Below are 16769 nucleotides of genomic sequence, written 5' to 3' on the forward strand. Positions count from 1 at the left end.
GGAAGCGTCCCGATAGGGCGTTTCCCCTTGTCACGTAAGGAAACGCCATGCTTAAACCCAAAACCATCGACATCGAAGTTGGACCGGTACCCGCTGAAGAGTCCAGTGCGCAGGTGGGCCAGGATGACTATAGCGAGCGCTCGCGCCGCGAGTGCGCCGTCTACATCCGCCAGCTGCAACGAACCTTCGGCAACCCGGACCCCGCGATCCTTCGCTTTGTCCGCCGCGGCTTCCCGCACGAGTTGGGTCGCTACCACGAGGTGGTGGCCGTCATGACTGCGGAGGGTGCGGAGTTGTTCGACGAGTCCAAGCTGCCCGCCGAATGGGACCACATCGCTCGCGCGGAACTCACCTGGCTGCGCCTGCAGCGTCAATGGTGGGAGACCGTCCAGGCTCGGCCGTCGGCGATTTCGCTGGTGCCGGACATCTTCCAGCGCACGGAGATCCCGGAGTTCCCCAACCATCCGGCTGCAATCTGGTGGGCCATGGGGTTCATGCCCCTGCCTTCTGGCCGCGCGCTATCGATTCACTAGGAAATTTCACAGGCGCTGTCCTTTCCATCCCTCGGGAGACCTTCCCGACGGGGCGGTCTCCCCATCTTCTTGAGACCGTCATGTACAACCAAATCATCGAGAAATTCATCGCCGCCCAACAAGCAGCACGTCAGGCCTATCAGGATGCCGCAAACTTCGAGCGCGACATGCTCGCCGGCACCGGCACCGAAGAACCATTCTTCGCCGTTGGCGTCCGGTCGGCGTACCGGCAAGAGGACGAACTGAAGAAGTTCTGCCAATCTTTGGCCGGTAACGTCGTCAGTCGGGCTCGCAAGGAGTTTGCGCCCCCGGGCGCGCGGCTCGACATCGACAATAGCGCCGAGTACGAGCGTGCGGGCCTGGAGATCCACGAAGCGCTGAGGAAGGGAGAAATCCCCGATCTGGACAGGCTTTGGGCCTCGCTGACCGCCTGTTACAAGGGCGATGGCGGGGCGGCGACGGCTTACCGTCAGGCCGCGGCGCGGATCGTGCGCAACTTTGGCCTGCATCGCAATGCCGAGGTAAAGCGTACGGCGGCCGGTGTGGTGCTGAAGAAGCCGGTCTATACCGAGACGTCCTACAGGTCCAGCCGGCGCAGGGTGGGGTATCACAGCACCCAGCCGACGGCAGACTGTCTGATGGGTCTCGCCACTTTCGCGGGCAAAGCTGGCAATGCACTGCTGGCAAAGCAGCTTGGGGGCATCAACCTTCACGAGCTGGAGTACGTCTCGCGCGAAAAGATCGCGATGCCGGGACTGGACATCACCTTGTTCAACGACAAGTGGGAGTTCAAGTTTTGCAACGAACTGGCAGAGGCGCTGATGCTCTTCATTGGCGAGTACGGCCAGGAAGCCATGCAGGAGCGGCACTGATGTACAACGCGCTTGTCGAGGCGTTCCGCGCGGCGCAGGAGGCCTCGGCCGAAGCGTTTGCGCGGGTCAGTATGCTGGCGACGCAGGCGGGTGCCGAGGCGGTGGTCGGCGTGCCGTTGCATGTCGATCACGCCGGTGAATACCGTCGGTTCCTGCGCCGCCTTGTGGCAAGCCTGATCGAACGGGCGAGCAACGAGTTTGGCATCGCTGGGGCTCCGGTCAGCATCGACGAGACTCGCATCCCGGTAAACGGCCACCCGAACATCTGGGAAGCCATTCGTGCCGGAGAGACGCCGGACTTGGACCGGTACTGGCGCGTGCTCACCCATCGGTATGAGCATCGTGGCCGCGCGCTGGCGTACCGTCAGGTCGCCCAGACGCTGGCCGCAGCGCTGGAGCTGGACGCTCCGAACGCAGTGCGCCGGTTTGCCACTGTCGTGCGCCTGCGCCTCAATGCGTCGTCCGAGCCGTCTGCCGTGCGCCCGTCGAAAAGGCGGGTAATGGCAGACGCGCATGCCAAAGTGCGCGCGGCCTTGTTGGCGTTGGCAGCCTTTGCCCAGGACGCGGGCGAGCCCGCATTGGCCGGCTGCCTGCGCCAGTTCGATCACGGCGAGCCGTTCGCGCCGCAACAGCGGCGGACGTTCCCGGGTCTCGATGTCGTGCAATTCAACGAGTACTGGGAGTTGCGGTTCGCCCTACCGCTTGGTGAGCGCCTCCTGGCGTTCATCAGCCAGCACCTATCCGAGCCAGCATCCGAGCCAGTCTCGGCGTAAGCAGCCTGGCGCTTATCCCTTGCCCCGTTTCGACGGGGCATTTTCTTTTCTGGAATCCCTATGACTCATTGGTACGAGCCCTTGCGGGCCATTGTTAGCCTCGGCTCACAAGCCGAGAAGATCGCCCACATGGGCGAGCTGCACGCCGCGCGGCAGAAGCATCTGTCGCAGTTCTTCACGCCGGACGCGATTGCGCGGCTCATGTGGGGCGTCGTCGAGACCTGGCGTCCTGACCGGAAGCTCTCGGTTCTGGACAATTCGGTTGGATCGGCCCGGCTGATGCAGTTCGCAGATCCGGCGCTGCACAGCCTGTACGGTGTTGATGTGCACGAACCTGCGATCGCGGCAGTGCAGCAGTGCATCGAAGCCGCCGGCTTCGAAGGCAGCTTCCGCATGGCCGGCATGGAGGAGATCCACCCACGGCATTTCGATGTGGCGATCATCAATCCGCCGTTCTCCATTCATCTGGAATCCCCCCATCTGAAGCCGTTCGGCTGCACGACCTGGGGCAGATTCGGGCCAAACAGCAGCGCACTGAGCCATGAGTATGCGCTGACCCAGGCGCTGGAGGCGGCACAGCTGGTTGTGGCGCTCTTGCCCACGAGCTTTGTTGACCGTTTCGTTAACGTTCTGGATCACCGGGACGCGCACGTTACTGCGGCCCGCCGCGTGGTCGGCGTTTTCGACCTGCCGGCATCGGCCTTCCGGGAGGAAGGCGCGACGGTGCACACCTCCATTGCGGTCTTTGGCCGGTATCGGATGGGCCGGGTTGTGCGACAGCCGCACAGCGATTTCCAGACGCCCTTGTCCAAACTGGAGCTGAATCTGGACGATCGGGTTTTCGGCGAGGCACGGCTTGGCCACCAACTGCTGGACGACACTGGCCCGGCCATTACGCGCCCCGTGACCTCGCAGAAACGGGTACGCATTGCCCATGATGGACGCCGCATCGTCCTGGGATTTGAGTGCGGCTTCGTCGAAGCAATGGTGCTCAACCGCGTCCTCGACAGCCGGATCCGGCCGTTGGATGGCCAGCGCTTGCCGCAAGGCATGCACTACGCCGGCAGCGGTCGCCTCGATCTGGAGGCCTACCTGGTGCAGGATGACCCGATGGTGGCGCTGGATGGATTGCTGCGGCTGATTCGCGATGCCGGCGGCGTACCGCAGCTGGCCCGGGGGTTCCTCGAGCATTTCGGCAAACGGGTACGGCGCAGCGCGCGTCAGGCTACGCCGCTGCGGCACACGGTCTGGACTACTGGCGTCAATGCGGCGGAAGCGATCTCCGGCGTGGCCCTCAAAAGCCATGTTGCGGACCGGCTGAAATGGGGCAGCCCCGTGATCAAGGCCGGCGAGACCATGGCGTTTGTGCGGCAGCCGGACGGCCGCTATGCCTACCACGCCGGCGGCAGTCAGTTCGTGCTAACGCTGGACGAGCTGATGGGGCGTTTTGCGGTTAGCCGGTCGGAGCAGACCTGGGAAACCGTGCACGAAGGCTTGTCGGTGAAGTATCCAGCCCAAGCCCTGGCGCTGCGACGGCGCATGCAGGTGCTCGGTATCGACCGCTGGCTAAACTGGGAATTCCAGCAGGATGACCTGGTGGAGTTGCTCCAAAAGCCGTCTGGTGCCGTGGCTGCGTGGGAGCAGGGTTGCGGCAAATCGCGGCTGGCCGCGGGCCTGATCCTACTGTCAGGGGTCAAGCACGGCCTGATCGTGGTTGAGTCGCGGCTGGTGCCCGAGATGCGTGCCGAACTGGCGCAGATCCTGCCGCCGTCATCGGTGCATGTCATCGACTCGCCGGAAGCACTCGGGAAGCTCGGTCAGATCAATCTCATTGCCTACGAGCGGTTGCGCATGCCGGTGTGTCGGGAGGCATCGCGGCGGGTCACATACGCACACCGTCTGCGACGCCGTATCGGCCTGCTGGTGGCCGACGAAGGGGAGCGGCTGTCCAATCCGAACAGCGACCAGAGCCGCGCGCTCTGGCAGTTGTCAGCGCGGCGCCGGTACATCCTGACGGGGAGCCCGATTGCGAACTACCCCCGTGACGTCTTTGGTCTGATCGCCTTTACGGGCGGTGACGGTACGGCGGCTCAGCCCTACGGTTACCGCCGCGGGTACCTGGATCGCCATTTGCTGGCCACCGCGCAGCAAGCTCAACGCGGCGTGGATCGCTTCCGGGACGACTTCGTCGTTCTGGAATGGGTGACATGGGAGTTTGCGGAGAGCCTGCAGGATGGTGCCAAGCGGGAAGTGCCCAAAATCGGGAATCTGCCGCTCTACCGGCAGATGCTGGCGCCGCACATCAAGCGGCGGCTAGTCTGCGAGCCGGACGTGGCCCGTTACATCCAGATCGATCCGCCGGCAGTCGAGGTGGTCGAGACGGATTGGGACCCCAACCACCTGTCGCTGTATCTTCGCACGGCCGACGAGTTTGCGGACTGGTACCGGGATATCCGTCGTACCGACGGGCGCTCGAACAACCTAGTTGCAATCCTCGCCCGCATCCGCGCCGTGCACTTCGCCGCTAACTACCCGCAGCATGGGGTGGACGGCGTTGGGGCGCTGGGGCAGTTGACCAGCAAACAGCGCGCCGTGATTGAGCGCCTGGATGCCATCGCGGGTGAAGGAAAGCAGGCCATCCTGTTTGCCGAGAACCCGGGAGTGATCGACCTGATCGCCAGCCAACTGAAGGCGCGCGGCGTGGAGACAGTACCGTTCCACGGCGGCATTCCGATCGCGAAGCGCGTGGCCGACAAGGACAAGCGGTTCGTGAACGGGGCGGCCACCGGATTGCTCTGCACCAAAGGATCGGGCAGGGCGGGGTACAACCTGCCGAACGCGGACTATGTCCTCTTCTACGACCGATCGTGGACGTGGCGCATCGAGTATCAGGCGATGCGGCGCGCGCTGCGGTGGAACCGGAAGGGGCAGTTGAAGGTGGTGTACTTCCATCTGCCTGGCAGCATCGATGTCTACCAGGACCAAATGGTGGCGCACAAGCGCGACGCCATGGAAGCCGGGTTGGACTGGGCAACGCCGGAGCTCGAAGACGAGGCGTTCCTCCACATGGACACGCTACTCGACGCCTTTGTCGAGGACCTGGCGGGGCTACATGGCCGCAAGACCCGCGATCAACGACAACTGCTTAAGGAGGCAGCATGAAAGCCAATGAATGCACCGTGACGTTGGGAGATGGGCTGGCAACGATCAAGCGGCGCGGTACGCGTGGCACCAGCGTTGCTAAGATCCTCGGCACCGTAGAAGCGGACGGCATTGAGGTCTTCTGTCTGGATCGCCTCGTTCACGGGATTTTTGAGACGGAGATGGACGGTTGGCAGGTCAGCGGGGCGGTTACCACCTTGCTGGCCCGGGCTGCCGGACCATTTCCGGCGAAAAGCGAGCGAAATTGACGAGCTTTCAGGGTCAGCCGACCCTGGCATTCCCCATATGATGATTCCTGTAGCGGGACCCCGCTACAGGCTCTCTCAGATGGACCCGTTCCTACCGCCCCCACTGTTGTGGGGGTTTTTTTTTGCCCAAAGATTGCGGGATAGTTGTTCGCAGTAAAACAAAAGGAGAAAAGTTATGGCGTTTGACGCCACTAGCATTGAATACGCCTTTGCCAAGCTTCTCGGCAACGATATCGGAGCTAGAGGAACCGTCTATGACGCGGATATCTTCAGGGCCGGTCGAGAAAAAGACTTGGCCAGACTCTTGGGCGAGGCCGCTGACGCTCTGGAGGCCCGTGTTAATCGGCTCACATTTCCTGAACCCGCCATGCTGGCTGGCGGCAGCAAAGCAAGAATCGATGTAGCAGTTGCCAGACTGAGGCGCATTGCCGGCGTGCTTTCAACTTCGACAAAAGTGGCGGCAGTTGGGTACTCGTGGGAGGTGATTGGTTGCCTCGTGTCCACGATTGCTGCGCTTCTTGAAGAAATGGAGCGGTAGGCTGGTTCTTCGTCGGTATTGCAGGGGAGGACAGTTATGCGCTATCCTCGCCGCACCTACCGCGTCCCAGACGCATCGACTCCGCGCCTCCGGGTGCCAGCTTCTGCAGTACGGTGGCCGCCAGCACAGCCTGGTAGTCCATCCTTCCATCCCACCGGGAACCACGTTCCCGGTGCGGCAACGGGTTCCCGATTTCCGCGAGAACCCACAATGCAAAACCCCACTGTCGTTATTGGCAAGATCCGTCCTGGCTGCAACCCGCGCAAGTACTTCGACCCTGCGGAGATGGCTGAACTGACCGAATCCATTCGCGTGGACGGTGTCATCCAGCCAATCCTCATCCGCCCCATCGAGGACGGAGAGCATGGCCACGAGTACGAGGTGGTAGCCGGCGAACGCCGCTACCGCGCCGCGCTTGCCGCCCACGGCGACGGGTACGAAATGCCCGTCAACATCAAGGTCCTGACGGACGCCGAAGCTCGCCGCTACGCGCTCATCGAGAACGTGCAGCGCGCCGACATGGCGCCGTCGGAGGAGGCTGCGTCCGCCGCTGAAATCGTCGGCCAGCTCAAAGGCGACCGTGATGAAGCGGCCCGCCAGCTTGGCTGGTCGCGCTCGACGCTCGACAAGCGCCTGGCACTGATGAACTGCAGCGCGTCCGTTCTGGAGGCGCTCAACACCCGTATCATCCAGCTCGGCCACGCCGAACTGCTGGCCACGCTCGCCAAGGACAAGCAGGACAAGCTCCTGCCGGTCATCGTGAGCGAGAAGAAGCCCGTCGCCGAGTTGAGGAAGACGATCGAGGCCGCTGCGTGCAGCCTCGAAGCCGCGATCTTCGACAAGACCGAATGCGCGGCCTGTCCGCACAATTCGTCGTTGCAGACGGAGATGTTCGGCGAAGCGATCGCCACCGGTAACTGTACCAACCGCGCGTGTTATGACGGCAAGCTCACCAGCAAGCTCGAAGGCATTGCCTATGGGCTCAAGGACGAGTATCCGATCGTGCGCATTATCCGCTCGGGTGACAACCACACGCGGATCCAGCTGAAGGTCGAAGGCCCCACGGGCGTCGGCGAAGAACAGGCGAAGGCCTGCCACGCCTGCCAGAACTTCGGTGCTGCCGTGAGCGGCCTCCCTGATTCCATGGGGAAGGTCTACGGCGGCCAGTGTTTCGATACGGTGTGCAACCAGCAGAAGGTCGCGGCTCGCATCAAGGCCGAGAAGGAAGCGGCCAAGCCCACCACAGCCAAGCCGGCTGCGGGCGGCAAGGCGGCTCCGGCCAAGAAGGGCGACTCGTCGGCGTCGGCCGCCGAGAAGCCGGTGACGTCGATCAGCGAGTCCGACAAGGTGAAAACCTACCGAACTGCGCTGTGGCGCAAGGCGCTGCGCAAGGAAGTCGTGCAGAACCCTGACCAGGCGAACGCCTACCTGCTGGCAGTTGCCCTGAACGGGCTGGCACGCAACATCGCCGGCGACGTGATGGGCAAGGTCTTCGAGAAGCTCACCGAGCAGAAGTCGTCGTCGACGCTGCCGGGCTGCCTCACGGCCATCCAGGCGCTGGATGACCAGAAGCGACAGCAGCTGACAATCGGCATGACCATCGCGGCAATCGAGGGCGTGGACGTCAGCAATCTCCGCGAACTCTGCCGGCATCACAAGCTCGACCTGCGGCCGCACTGGAATCTCCAGAACGCGCAGGATTTTCTGGAAATGCTCACCAAGTCGGAGATGAAGGTTCTCGCTGACGAAATGGGCATCCGCAAGGCCCTGGGCGACCAGTTCGCCAAGCTCTTCAACAAGCCCAAGCCGGAAGTCGTTGCCGGCCTGTTGGCGGTGAAGGACTTCGACTACACCGGCAAGGTGCCGAAGGTCCTGCACTACTAGTTGTTCACCCATCCGGAGGGCGCCTCAGGCGCCTTCTAGTCTTTTCAGACACTCCCCATTCCATTTCACCTATGTTCACTGAACTTGCACCCCTCGTGCGTGCGGCCGACAAGGTCGTCCTCACCCTGACCATGACTGGCGACGCGATGACCGTAGTCGTCATGCCCGTTATCAAGAACGCCGCTGACGCGGCACTGACCACGCCGCTGTCGCTCACCGCGACGCCAGCGGAACTGGATGCCGAGTTCGCCGCGACCCTCACGGGCGTGACGGACTCGCACCGGTCGCTCGCTGAACAGGCCGAAGCGACGAAGTCGATCCTGGACGCCGCGAAGTCGACCCAGTCTTCCAAGGCAACGAAGGCGCTGGCCAAGGCGGCCGCGCCCTCGGACGACGCTGCTGCAGCCGGGGACGACGACGATGACGAAGCGGACGGCGCCCCGGCGGCCGAAACGAAGGTGGACGCGAAAGCCGACACTACCGCTGCCGCCAATCCCGGTACCGACCTCGCATCGCTGCTGTAAGGAGAGATTCGCCATGGCACTCGAAGTTACGAAGCTCAAGCGCGAGTTTTCCTACAACGGCATGACGCTGCCGGACGTGAGTCCGCAGTTCTCGCCCGATCAGGTGCGCGATGTGTATGCCGCCCAGTATCCCGAGCTGACCACCGCTGCGGTGGACGGACCGGAGGTAAAGGACGGAGTTGCTCGCTTCACGTTCGTGCGCGCCGCCGGCGCCAAGGGCGCGGCATGCGTAAATCTGACCTCATGAAGGCACTGGCCGCTGGCCAGTTCCCCACAACCACGGAGCCGCCCGAAAGGGCGGTTTTTTTACATTCTGAGGAGACTCAACAATGCTGTTCGACCCTCGGTCGTTTGTTCCATCGGTCGATGCAGGGCAGCCCGGCTGGTCGCCTGAGCGACAGCCTCCCGTTGCCGAACGTCGACCTGCCCATGATTTTCTAACACTGCCATCTCTTGCAGATGGGATCCCTCACCGCGCGCTTGTGACGTTCGGGGATGAAGCAGACGTGCTGGATCTGGTCCGCACCCAGTTTGCTACTGGCGTGCTTCGCGCAAGCGATGTGACCAATCCTGCGAGCGCCGGCGACGCTTTCGCCCAAGCCATGTTCGCATGGCTGGCAAAGCGGATGCCGACGTGCCGGCGTTTGAACTTCAGTTTTTCGCTCATCGATACGGGAGCCGCACGGGAGCAGCTCATGCAGTTTGGCTGGGATGACCAGGTGGACGCACCCCTGTTCCTTGCCATCGACATGCCGGGAGACGACGTGTACTTCATCGGGGATGCCCGTGCGAACGCGCTTCGCGCGGTCCATCCGCATCTCCTGTATACCGCTATGTCGCTCATCAACTCTGCGAGCGCCAAGTCGGTCTTCCTCCGAACCCCTGATGTGCTGCTCGACTTGTTCGCGCGGTGGTATTGGGAGTACGACCCCACGATTTCAGATGACGACGAAGCACGCGCCTTTCTGACCGAACACTGCGGGATGGATGCGGAAGACGTGACGCGATATCTCCCGTCCACGGTTCGCCCCGAACTGGCGCCCGACGATGTACTGCCGGCGTACTGCCACGCCAACCCGGAGTCTCGAAAACTGCGCGTCTTTGGGAGCCGAACGCTTCGCGAGCTGGCGCGCGGTCAGCGTGGCTGGATCAAGGATCTGTGCGTCGCGTTGGCTGAGCTGAATCTGGCCATCAAACGTCAGGGCTCACGCTCCGCGATCGCCGGTTCGCAGTGGGCAGAGCCGGCCTATGCTGCTGCCACGCTGGCATACACGCGGTCGGACTATGTCACCCAAGTTCTGGACGACTTGTACGACGGCTACAACTGCAATGGCGATGCCACGATGTTCCAGTGCTTTATCCCGATCGCTGGCGAACCAAAAGCGATACGAGAGCAGTTCGAGGATCTGAGCAGCATGCTTCAAATCGTCGATGCGCTTGATCGCGTCATCACACTTATCTCTGACTAGGAGGGCCATATGGCCGAAATCCTGACCGCGTCGCGGTCTCAAGACGTGGCCATCCAGGGGGCCATTTTGCTTTATGGGCAGGGGCCGGGGCAGTTCTCCTACGCCACCGCGCATCGCATTGAAACCGACGCGTCCTCGCGTCCGGTGATCGGTGCGGGCGTGCCGCTCAACCGCATGGCGCTTATCCACGCCGTCCGCGAGGTCGCGGCACATGCGCTGCCGAAGGGAGAGTTCCTGACGCCAAACGTGCTGTCGATCAGCCCGAGTGCCATCACATGGTGGTGCCCGCCTGCGATGCGCCGCGTCTTCTTCTCTTGCAAGGAGCTGGGCCAGCGCAGCGCGATCGTGCCCCATCCGGGCCTTGTCTTCCAGGCGTCTCAGGCCGGCTTCGCAGTCTTCGCGGTCCAGGGCGACGAACGTCCTGTGCCGGACACCCCATTGTTCGAGCCCCCGTACTTCAACACGTGGGACTACGGGAAGATCTGCATCGGCTCGGCGCACGTGCCCAAGCAGATCGACGTCGCCTCGATTGACGGATGGGAGGCTGGGTTCTTCAACTCTGCATTCACCCATCCCAATCACGGTGGCAAGCGGGTCGCCTACGAGAAGGGCGAGTACGCGTTCTGGAAGGACATGCTCGATGGTCAGTTCACCGACTATCCGAAACAGGTCCTCATTCCCATGCAAAACACGCTGGCTGATCTGATCGCCGGCAAACTGGAGCAATAGCATGCATCCTGCAGACAATGCTTTGCAGCAGTCCTTCCCATCCGTCATGGTGCCGCGCTTTGGGCAGCTTGCGGCGATGGACCGGCCCGGTGAGCGCTTGCTCATCGCTTCGAACGGTGTTTTCCTCGAGATCGCTAGACCCTGGATTCGCGTGGTGCGCCGGCTTGGCGCCTTCAGTCATCGCACTGCCATTCCCTATGGCGAGGTGGCGGAAGCGACCGATCTGCGTTGCGGCCGCGTGCCGGCTGCGCTGATCGGTGAATTTGCTGCCATGGCACGGGCTGCGCATCCGAAGGAAACCGGTGCGTGGATCGTCTGGAATGCCGCCAGTGCGACGTTCCGGCTGGTCCCGGTTGGCATCCTCGAGCACAGCGGCGGGCACTTGAAGTATGAGCGCCCCGCACTGGCCGCGGATGATGTGCTGGTGGTCGACTGCCATTCCCATGGCAGCCATCCCGCATTCTTTTCGGATACCGACGACGAAGACGACCGGCACGACGTGAAGTTCGCGTTTGTGATGGGTAATTGTGGAGCCTATACGCCGTCCATGGCGCTGCGGCTCTGCGCCAAGGGCCTCTTCGAGAGGGTGGAGCGGGTACCGGGCGACTGGTACGCTGCCGCGCGCGAGGAGGTGCTGGCATGACCTTCGAGCATCGAATCCCTGCGGGCATGACCACGCACGCCTGGAAGGTGGCGGTGGTCGGCGCCGGTGGCACCGGCAGTGCACTGTTGCCGAATCTTGCGCGGTTGCATCACGCCATGCTGGAGCTGGGGCATCCCGGCGGTATCGAGTGCACGGTCTACGACGACGATACTGTCAGCGAGACGAACGTCGGGCGGCAGGGGTTTTACCCGGTAGATGTTGGCCAGCACAAGGCCACGCTGATCGTGAACCGCCTAAACAATCTGATGGGTACGCGCTGGGAAGCGCGAACTCGCAGAATTGCAAGCGACGACCGCTTTGTGTGCGACCTGGTGGTCGGCTGCGTGGATACACGAGGGGCTCGCAAGGCTATCCTTGGGGCCATGCAACGCGGCACCGGTGGCTACTATCTCGACTGCGGCAACGAATCGGACAGTGGCCAGGTGATCCTGGGTCAGGTACGCGGCAAAGCGGCGGAGCGGCTTCCCCACGTGGGAGATCTGTTTCCGGAGCTGCTGGACCCGAAAGGGGACAAGGCCGACACGGCGCCGTCCTGCTCGATGGCCGACGCGTTGCAAAAGCAGTCGTTGGTGATCAACCAGGCGATCGCAGTGCAGGCGTACAACTTGTTGTGGACGCTATTCCGAACCGGGACGCTGCAGTATCACGGTGCCTTCGTCAATCTCACGACAGGGCGCACGAGTACGCTGCCGATCGACCCGCCAGCATGGGAGCGCTTCAGCTACAAGCCTGGCGCAGCCAAGGCTAAGCGCAAGCGTCAATCCGTTTGAACTGCCACTTCCATTGCGGGAGTGGCTTTTTTCTTTGGAGCGTTCGTTGCGGGATGCCGCTGACGGTTGCTGCCGGGCAAAGTCGCTGTTAATATTTCCGCACCTACCGCGTCTCAGACGCATCGACACTTCCGGTTGTATAGCCGGACAGCTTTTTTTCTCCCACCTACGGGCCTTCCTGCCCGTAGGCATGTTGGCCCGTTTTTTCCATTCGAGGCCATCATGTTCAAGCGTTTTGTCGCACTTTTCCTTTGCTCCGCCATGTTCACCGGCTGCGCTGTCCAGCAGACGTCGCCGAACTCGTATCGCAGTTCGGAAGCGTTGCGTACGGGCACTGTGGAAGTCGTTACCGTCGTCCGTGTCCGCCAGGTCACGATCGTCGACAGCGATGGCTACACGTCGGCCAATAGCGGCGTCCCCGGTATCGTTGGGGCGGTCGTGGGCGGTCTGCTCGGCGCCCGGGTCATCGGCGGAGGCAATGGTCGTTACGTTGCCGGTGCGCTGTCCGGCACGGTGTCGTCCGTGGCGGCACAGGCGGTTGCAAGTCGTATGAACCGGCGCAACGGTGTGGAGGTCATCGTCCGCAAGGAAGACGGCCGCCAGATCGTAGTGACCCAGGACGCTGACCAGCAGTTCACCACGGGTGAGCAGCTGTACCTGGTCGCCGCAGCGGGCAACTATCGTCTCTCGCGCTAACGGGGTTCGGACGGATCCCCATTTCCTTTCACCATTCCCCCGCGGGGGACATCTTCTAGCAAGCCCGAGAGGGCTTGCCCAAGCCCCGAGGCTTCGGCAAGTCGCTTTCACCCGCGTCATCGACGCATCGACCCCGTCCGGCATCGCCGGACCACCAACCCAGCTGGGACAACCGTCCCGTTGGGGAAGGATGTCCCGTCCTTATCGAGGATATCCATGAAAATCCCCAAATCCTTTACCCGTCGACATCCGTCGACCAACACCGCGGCATGCCAGGCGATCCGTCGTGATGCTTGCCGCGTTCTGCGCCGCGTCGCCGGAGACATGGCGTTGCGCCCGCGTGATTTCACGATCCGGGAGCATCGTCAGCGTCGCCGCGAGGTAGACGTGTTCGCGCTGCATACCGATTCGTTGCTCGTCGAGATCAAGCATCCCGCCGGCGCCGAAGGCGGTGTGCTCATGTCCTACCGGACTTGCCGGAGCCGTGACGATCTGACCGGTGGCCGCGAAAACGCAGTCACCGTCGAGTCGTTGGGCAGCGATCAGGGCTACGCAAACCTCGTCGCCACGCTTCGCGTGGTGGCGGGCCGACGCAGTTGATCGGGGGAGCCATGAGCCGACTTATCAAAGTGACGTTCACCTCCACCTCGGGGGAGGAAACCACGGGCTTTGCTACCCTGCACAAGGATGAAGTGGTGGAATTGCCCAAGCGGATGTCGTTGCGCGTGTCGGCTGCAGCTGATGCGGGTGAAGGCTATGCGCTGCTTGCGCAGTACAAGGGCGAATCGATCCCCATGCTTCATGTCTCAGACGCCAGCTATCGCCTGGACAAGCAACACGCAATACGAGAGCCGTGGTCCAAGCGCATCGCTGAAGCGTTCCGTGACCCCAGTAAAGAGCAATTGCAAGCCTACGGCCGCTACTGCCATACGCTTTCGGCTGCAGCGGTCGTGGGTGTCGTCGGTTACGCAGCTGGTCGGCCAGGCTGGACCGCTACTGTCTTGTTGAACGGAGCATGCCTTGTTGTGTTGGCTGGGGTACTATTGGCCATCGGATCGGCCTTTCTGAAAGGAGAGAAGTGATGTTTGGTCCATTTGTACTGATGTTTGGATTGGGCATTGCGGGCTTTTTCCTCTGGGTGCTGCGCAACGCTGATCGTTCGCGCCGTCTCCGGGATTTGGACCGCAACGGCTAGTTTCCAGCCGTCCGCGCCGGTTCATTTTTTGGCCGGTCTCTCGGCTCACTGCTAAACGCACCCACGGGTGCGTTTTTTCTTTTTCCCCACACGGGCGTCGTCCCGTCGGGACGTCTCCCCACCAAAGGAGTATCCCGATGGACCGTACCGTCTACGGTGCTGGCTTGGCCAGCCATCCGGCTGGCGTTCTTCTGCGCGTCAGCGTCTATTCCACCAATCTTCGCCCCGCGATTTCGCTGGCCTGCGCCGCCGACCAAATGCCGTACGGCGTGCTGTCGGTGAACCTTCCCGATGCCGATCTGGCCGACGACGAGATCCTCGTTACCGGCGATTGGAATCTGCCGACCGATCTCAAGGCTGCCTTGCTTGAGACCGGCAAATTCGTGCAAACCGGCCGTTGGAACCACGTCGGCTTTGACCAGGGTCAAGTCTGGCGCATTGTCGACGCGGAAATCCTCACGGAGGTCGCGGCGGCACGCGTCGTGGCTGGTCGCAGCAGATCCGCGCGGTGCACGGCTGCTGTCGCCTGACCCATTCCTTGCCCTTGCGGGCCCATCCCGCAAGGCGGTGGGCCTGGGAGACCCCTATGCCTATCACCATCGACGGGGCCGGCCTGGCCGGATCGCCTGGTCCATTGCGCATCGCAGTGGAACTCTATGCGGTCAACGACCGCGCTGCACTGTCCCTGGTCGACACGAAGACCGGCGACTTCTACGAGACGTTCACGAGCAATGTCCCCAGCGAACTGCTTGCGGACAATGAGGTGATCGTCTGCCTGTGGCGTTTGCCTATGTCCACGGTGGTCGCGCTGCTCGATTCGGATGGCTTTGAACCGGTTCGCACGCTTGCCGTAGGAACCGCTCGAGGCGTCGTCTGGCGCATCACTTCTACAGACCTTCTGCAGGCAATCCACGACGCGAAAGCGTCGGTGCCTGCATAGACCTCTATCTTCCAACCCTTTCGGGGCATGTCCCCGAAGGGGCATGCTCCGTCCTGGAGCTCCCCATGTACGTGATTCATATCGGCCAACGCGCCGAGCATCGCACCACGCTCGCCGGCGTGCTGCAGTACCTGAACGACGATCGCGACGGCAAGGCGGCGCCGCGCGTCGAAGATATCGCAGTGCGCCACGTCGAACGCGGTGCAATTCCTGTGGTTCGACTGACCGGCGGAAAGTTTGCCGTGCGACCCGTTGGCACCCGACGAGCCATCCTTTCGATGATCCTCGACGAGGTGGATCGCTTCATCGTTCGTGTCGGCGGCAAGATATTGCGGCCGCATGAAATGAGCCGCGCCGCGTGGGGCGCCGTGGTGGCCGCTGGCCGTCTGGCGTACTTTCCGGAAGAAGCCATCGACATGTCCCAGGACGTGGCAGGTCCGCTGTTCCACACGGTAGATCTGTTTGAGGATCAGGGACCGCTCGATATCACCGGCTTCGTTTGCGGTGAATTCGTCCGCCGGTTCGGCTACGGCACGAACGGACCACTGTACCACCCGGCCTCGAGCCCCAACTGCCGGCACGAGGTACATGTCGGCTACGCGCTGATGCGCGGGGAGAAGGTGCGGGATTGCATCATCAACACCTATCGCGAGAATCCCCACTACACGCGTTCCGAGCCCTGGATGCGATCGCTGATCGAGGTGCCCGCCCTGCGAGGAGCCCTGTCGCCGAGCGTACTGCAAGCGGTCTGCCAAATTATGCGCGGGGAGAAGATGGAGATCACGCCCCTCAACGCTCCCAGGCTGCTCGCTGCAGTGCGTAGTGTGCCGAGTGACGGTGGCTACGTGGAGGTCGATGACGCCCTTTTCGCGGCGGGAATTGTTCCTCCGCGGACGATGCCCACACCCAAGCCCCTCGAAGGTGAGAATGCACGGCCCGCCACCAAACTGGCGGCGCGAATCCACGGTCTGATCAGCGAGCGGCAGTACCAGGAAGCCTTGAGAAAGGCGACCGAGGAACGCGAAGCGCAGAAGATCAGCCAGCGCGAGTTTGATCGCCAGACCAAAGCGGCAGCAGTTTACCGGGCCGGTTATGGATACGATTGGGCCAACCGGGTGGCGCTCGCGGTCATGGAGCGTAATGTTGCGGCAGTACTCCACATCTTCGACGGCCCCAAGGACTGGAATACCGACTCCAAACGCGCGCTGCGTGACGAACTCGGTGTCGATGTCTTGCAATGCAGCGCGGCAGAGCGCCGGCGTCGGCTTTTCGAGCTGTGTGGGTTCTCAGAACCCGAACAGGCGCAATGGGAAGCGCAGGAAGCCATCGAGAAGGCGCGCAAGCGTGCTGAACGCTCGATGGCCGATGCAATATCGCTGGCCGAAGGCACGACCTACAGGCTCGAGACCGGTCAGCGAATGAACGGACGCGAGTACGTAGACTTTTGCATCGAGGCCGGCTTTACCCAGCTCGTCGACGAGCGTCGGGGCAACGTCACGCGCTACCGTATCTATGATCCGGTGAAGCGCATGTCGCGGCCATTGCGTGCAAAGGACGGCACGCTCGACTATGCGCGGGCCCGCCTTGCACAAATCGTCCCCGAGGTGACTGCTTGATTGTTTTCCCCAGCTGAATCCGGCTGGGGGATATTTTCGATTCGGCTATCAAAAATCCGTAGCTTTCGCAGGCTCGGATAATGATTCTTGCGATAGGCTTTCCCGTACCACCAGAGCTTTGTTTGCAGTGAATACGTTCAGTCCAGACAGAGTTTT

At 62.5% G+C, this 16769-nt stretch carries 19 protein-coding genes; all 19 read left to right on the forward strand.

Annotated features, from left to right (window positions below):
- Nucleotides 1-47 precede the first annotated feature (47 nt).
- The 19 genes from EHF44_RS26780 (at nucleotide 48) to EHF44_RS26870 (ending at nucleotide 16613) form a co-directional block, all read left to right on the forward strand.
- Nucleotides 48-533: a hypothetical protein gene (locus tag EHF44_RS26780; RefSeq protein ID WP_124686816.1), complete on the forward strand. Its 486-nt coding sequence runs from the start codon at nucleotides 48-50 to the stop codon at nucleotides 531-533.
- Nucleotides 534-613: 80 nt separating this feature from the next.
- Entirely contained in the window at nucleotides 614-1405 is a 792-nt protein-coding gene (locus EHF44_RS26785) for a hypothetical protein (RefSeq protein WP_124686817.1), read from the forward strand.
- A complete protein-coding gene (locus EHF44_RS26790) occupies nucleotides 1405-2178 on the forward strand; it encodes a hypothetical protein (RefSeq protein WP_124686818.1) in 774 nt (257 codons plus the stop codon). The genes EHF44_RS26785 and EHF44_RS26790 overlap by 1 nt, the downstream gene beginning before the upstream one ends.
- A 60-nt stretch (nucleotides 2179-2238) precedes the next feature.
- The gene (locus EHF44_RS26795) at nucleotides 2239-5340 is read left to right on the forward strand and encodes an SNF2-related protein (protein ID WP_124686819.1); all 3102 of its coding nucleotides are present in this window, start codon (nucleotides 2239-2241) and stop codon (nucleotides 5338-5340) included.
- Nucleotides 5337-5588, forward strand: coding sequence for a hypothetical protein (locus EHF44_RS26800; protein ID WP_124686820.1), 252 nt, complete (start codon nucleotides 5337-5339; stop codon nucleotides 5586-5588). Before EHF44_RS26795 ends, EHF44_RS26800 begins: the two co-directional genes overlap by 4 nt.
- A gap of 175 nt (nucleotides 5589-5763) precedes the next feature.
- Nucleotides 5764-6126, forward strand: coding sequence for a hypothetical protein (locus EHF44_RS26805; RefSeq protein ID WP_124686821.1), 363 nt, complete (start codon nucleotides 5764-5766; stop codon nucleotides 6124-6126).
- Nucleotides 6127-6336: 210 nt separating this feature from the next.
- Complete coding sequence (locus EHF44_RS26810; protein ID WP_124686822.1) at nucleotides 6337-8010, forward strand: PRTRC system ParB family protein; 1674 nt, start codon at nucleotides 6337-6339, stop codon at nucleotides 8008-8010.
- A 71-nt stretch (nucleotides 8011-8081) separates the two neighbouring features.
- Nucleotides 8082-8534, forward strand: coding sequence for a PRTRC system protein E (locus EHF44_RS26815; protein WP_124686823.1), 453 nt, complete (start codon nucleotides 8082-8084; stop codon nucleotides 8532-8534).
- Nucleotides 8535-8547: 13 nt separating this feature from the next.
- Nucleotides 8548-8781, forward strand: a complete 234-nt coding sequence (locus EHF44_RS26820; protein ID WP_124686824.1) for a PRTRC system protein C — start codon at nucleotides 8548-8550, stop codon at nucleotides 8779-8781.
- Between the two features lie 82 nt (nucleotides 8782-8863).
- Nucleotides 8864-10003 (forward strand): PRTRC system protein F, encoded by a 1140-nt coding sequence (locus EHF44_RS26825; RefSeq protein WP_124686825.1) that lies wholly within the window; start codon nucleotides 8864-8866, stop codon nucleotides 10001-10003.
- 9 nt (nucleotides 10004-10012) lie between these two features.
- Nucleotides 10013-10732 carry a PRTRC system protein B gene (locus EHF44_RS26830; RefSeq protein ID WP_124686826.1) on the forward strand — a complete coding sequence of 240 codons (720 nt, stop codon included), beginning with the start codon at nucleotides 10013-10015 and terminating at the stop codon, nucleotides 10730-10732.
- A 1-nt stretch (nucleotide 10733) separates the two neighbouring features.
- Nucleotides 10734-11375 carry a PRTRC system protein A gene (locus EHF44_RS26835; protein WP_124686827.1) on the forward strand — a complete coding sequence of 214 codons (642 nt, stop codon included), beginning with the start codon at nucleotides 10734-10736 and terminating at the stop codon, nucleotides 11373-11375.
- Entirely contained in the window at nucleotides 11372-12166 is a 795-nt protein-coding gene (locus EHF44_RS26840) for a PRTRC system ThiF family protein (RefSeq protein ID WP_124686828.1), read from the forward strand. Before EHF44_RS26835 ends, EHF44_RS26840 begins: the two co-directional genes overlap by 4 nt.
- Before the next feature lie 222 nt (nucleotides 12167-12388).
- Nucleotides 12389-12862: a glycine zipper 2TM domain-containing protein gene (locus EHF44_RS26845; protein WP_124686829.1), complete on the forward strand. Its 474-nt coding sequence runs from the start codon at nucleotides 12389-12391 to the stop codon at nucleotides 12860-12862.
- 216 nt (nucleotides 12863-13078) lie between these two features.
- A complete protein-coding gene (locus EHF44_RS26850) occupies nucleotides 13079-13462 on the forward strand; it encodes a hypothetical protein (protein ID WP_124686830.1) in 384 nt (127 codons plus the stop codon).
- 11 nt (nucleotides 13463-13473) lie between these two features.
- The gene (locus EHF44_RS26855) at nucleotides 13474-13944 is read left to right on the forward strand and encodes a hypothetical protein (RefSeq protein WP_124686831.1); all 471 of its coding nucleotides are present in this window, start codon (nucleotides 13474-13476) and stop codon (nucleotides 13942-13944) included.
- Between the two features lie 250 nt (nucleotides 13945-14194).
- Complete coding sequence (locus EHF44_RS26860) at nucleotides 14195-14587, forward strand: hypothetical protein (RefSeq protein WP_124686832.1); 393 nt, start codon at nucleotides 14195-14197, stop codon at nucleotides 14585-14587.
- A gap of 56 nt (nucleotides 14588-14643) precedes the next feature.
- Complete coding sequence (locus EHF44_RS26865) at nucleotides 14644-14997, forward strand: hypothetical protein (RefSeq protein WP_124686833.1); 354 nt, start codon at nucleotides 14644-14646, stop codon at nucleotides 14995-14997.
- A 65-nt stretch (nucleotides 14998-15062) separates the two neighbouring features.
- A complete protein-coding gene (locus EHF44_RS26870) occupies nucleotides 15063-16613 on the forward strand; it encodes a hypothetical protein (protein ID WP_124686834.1) in 1551 nt (516 codons plus the stop codon).
- Nucleotides 16614-16769: the final 156 nt, after the last annotated feature.

This window comes from Cupriavidus pauculus, from assembly GCF_003854935.1.
Lineage (GTDB): Bacteria > Pseudomonadota > Gammaproteobacteria > Burkholderiales > Burkholderiaceae > Cupriavidus > Cupriavidus pauculus_C.

Coding starts and splice junctions, on each gene's coding strand:
- EHF44_RS26780 (WP_124686816.1), top strand. CDS start 48: ATGCTTAAACCCAAAACCATCGACATCGAAGTTGGACCGGTACCCGCT.
- EHF44_RS26785 (WP_124686817.1), top strand. CDS start 614: ATGTACAACCAAATCATCGAGAAATTCATCGCCGCCCAACAAGCAGCA.
- EHF44_RS26790 (WP_124686818.1), top strand. CDS start 1,405: ATGTACAACGCGCTTGTCGAGGCGTTCCGCGCGGCGCAGGAGGCCTCG.
- EHF44_RS26795 (WP_124686819.1), top strand. CDS start 2,239: ATGACTCATTGGTACGAGCCCTTGCGGGCCATTGTTAGCCTCGGCTCA.
- EHF44_RS26800 (WP_124686820.1), top strand. CDS start 5,337: ATGAAAGCCAATGAATGCACCGTGACGTTGGGAGATGGGCTGGCAACG.
- EHF44_RS26805 (WP_124686821.1), top strand. CDS start 5,764: ATGGCGTTTGACGCCACTAGCATTGAATACGCCTTTGCCAAGCTTCTC.
- EHF44_RS26810 (WP_124686822.1), top strand. CDS start 6,337: ATGCAAAACCCCACTGTCGTTATTGGCAAGATCCGTCCTGGCTGCAAC.
- EHF44_RS26815 (WP_124686823.1), top strand. CDS start 8,082: ATGTTCACTGAACTTGCACCCCTCGTGCGTGCGGCCGACAAGGTCGTC.
- EHF44_RS26820 (WP_124686824.1), top strand. CDS start 8,548: ATGGCACTCGAAGTTACGAAGCTCAAGCGCGAGTTTTCCTACAACGGC.
- EHF44_RS26825 (WP_124686825.1), top strand. CDS start 8,864: ATGCTGTTCGACCCTCGGTCGTTTGTTCCATCGGTCGATGCAGGGCAG.
- EHF44_RS26830 (WP_124686826.1), top strand. CDS start 10,013: ATGGCCGAAATCCTGACCGCGTCGCGGTCTCAAGACGTGGCCATCCAG.
- EHF44_RS26835 (WP_124686827.1), top strand. CDS start 10,734: ATGCATCCTGCAGACAATGCTTTGCAGCAGTCCTTCCCATCCGTCATG.
- EHF44_RS26840 (WP_124686828.1), top strand. CDS start 11,372: ATGACCTTCGAGCATCGAATCCCTGCGGGCATGACCACGCACGCCTGG.
- EHF44_RS26845 (WP_124686829.1), top strand. CDS start 12,389: ATGTTCAAGCGTTTTGTCGCACTTTTCCTTTGCTCCGCCATGTTCACC.
- EHF44_RS26850 (WP_124686830.1), top strand. CDS start 13,079: ATGAAAATCCCCAAATCCTTTACCCGTCGACATCCGTCGACCAACACC.
- EHF44_RS26855 (WP_124686831.1), top strand. CDS start 13,474: ATGAGCCGACTTATCAAAGTGACGTTCACCTCCACCTCGGGGGAGGAA.
- EHF44_RS26860 (WP_124686832.1), top strand. CDS start 14,195: ATGGACCGTACCGTCTACGGTGCTGGCTTGGCCAGCCATCCGGCTGGC.
- EHF44_RS26865 (WP_124686833.1), top strand. CDS start 14,644: ATGCCTATCACCATCGACGGGGCCGGCCTGGCCGGATCGCCTGGTCCA.
- EHF44_RS26870 (WP_124686834.1), top strand. CDS start 15,063: ATGTACGTGATTCATATCGGCCAACGCGCCGAGCATCGCACCACGCTC.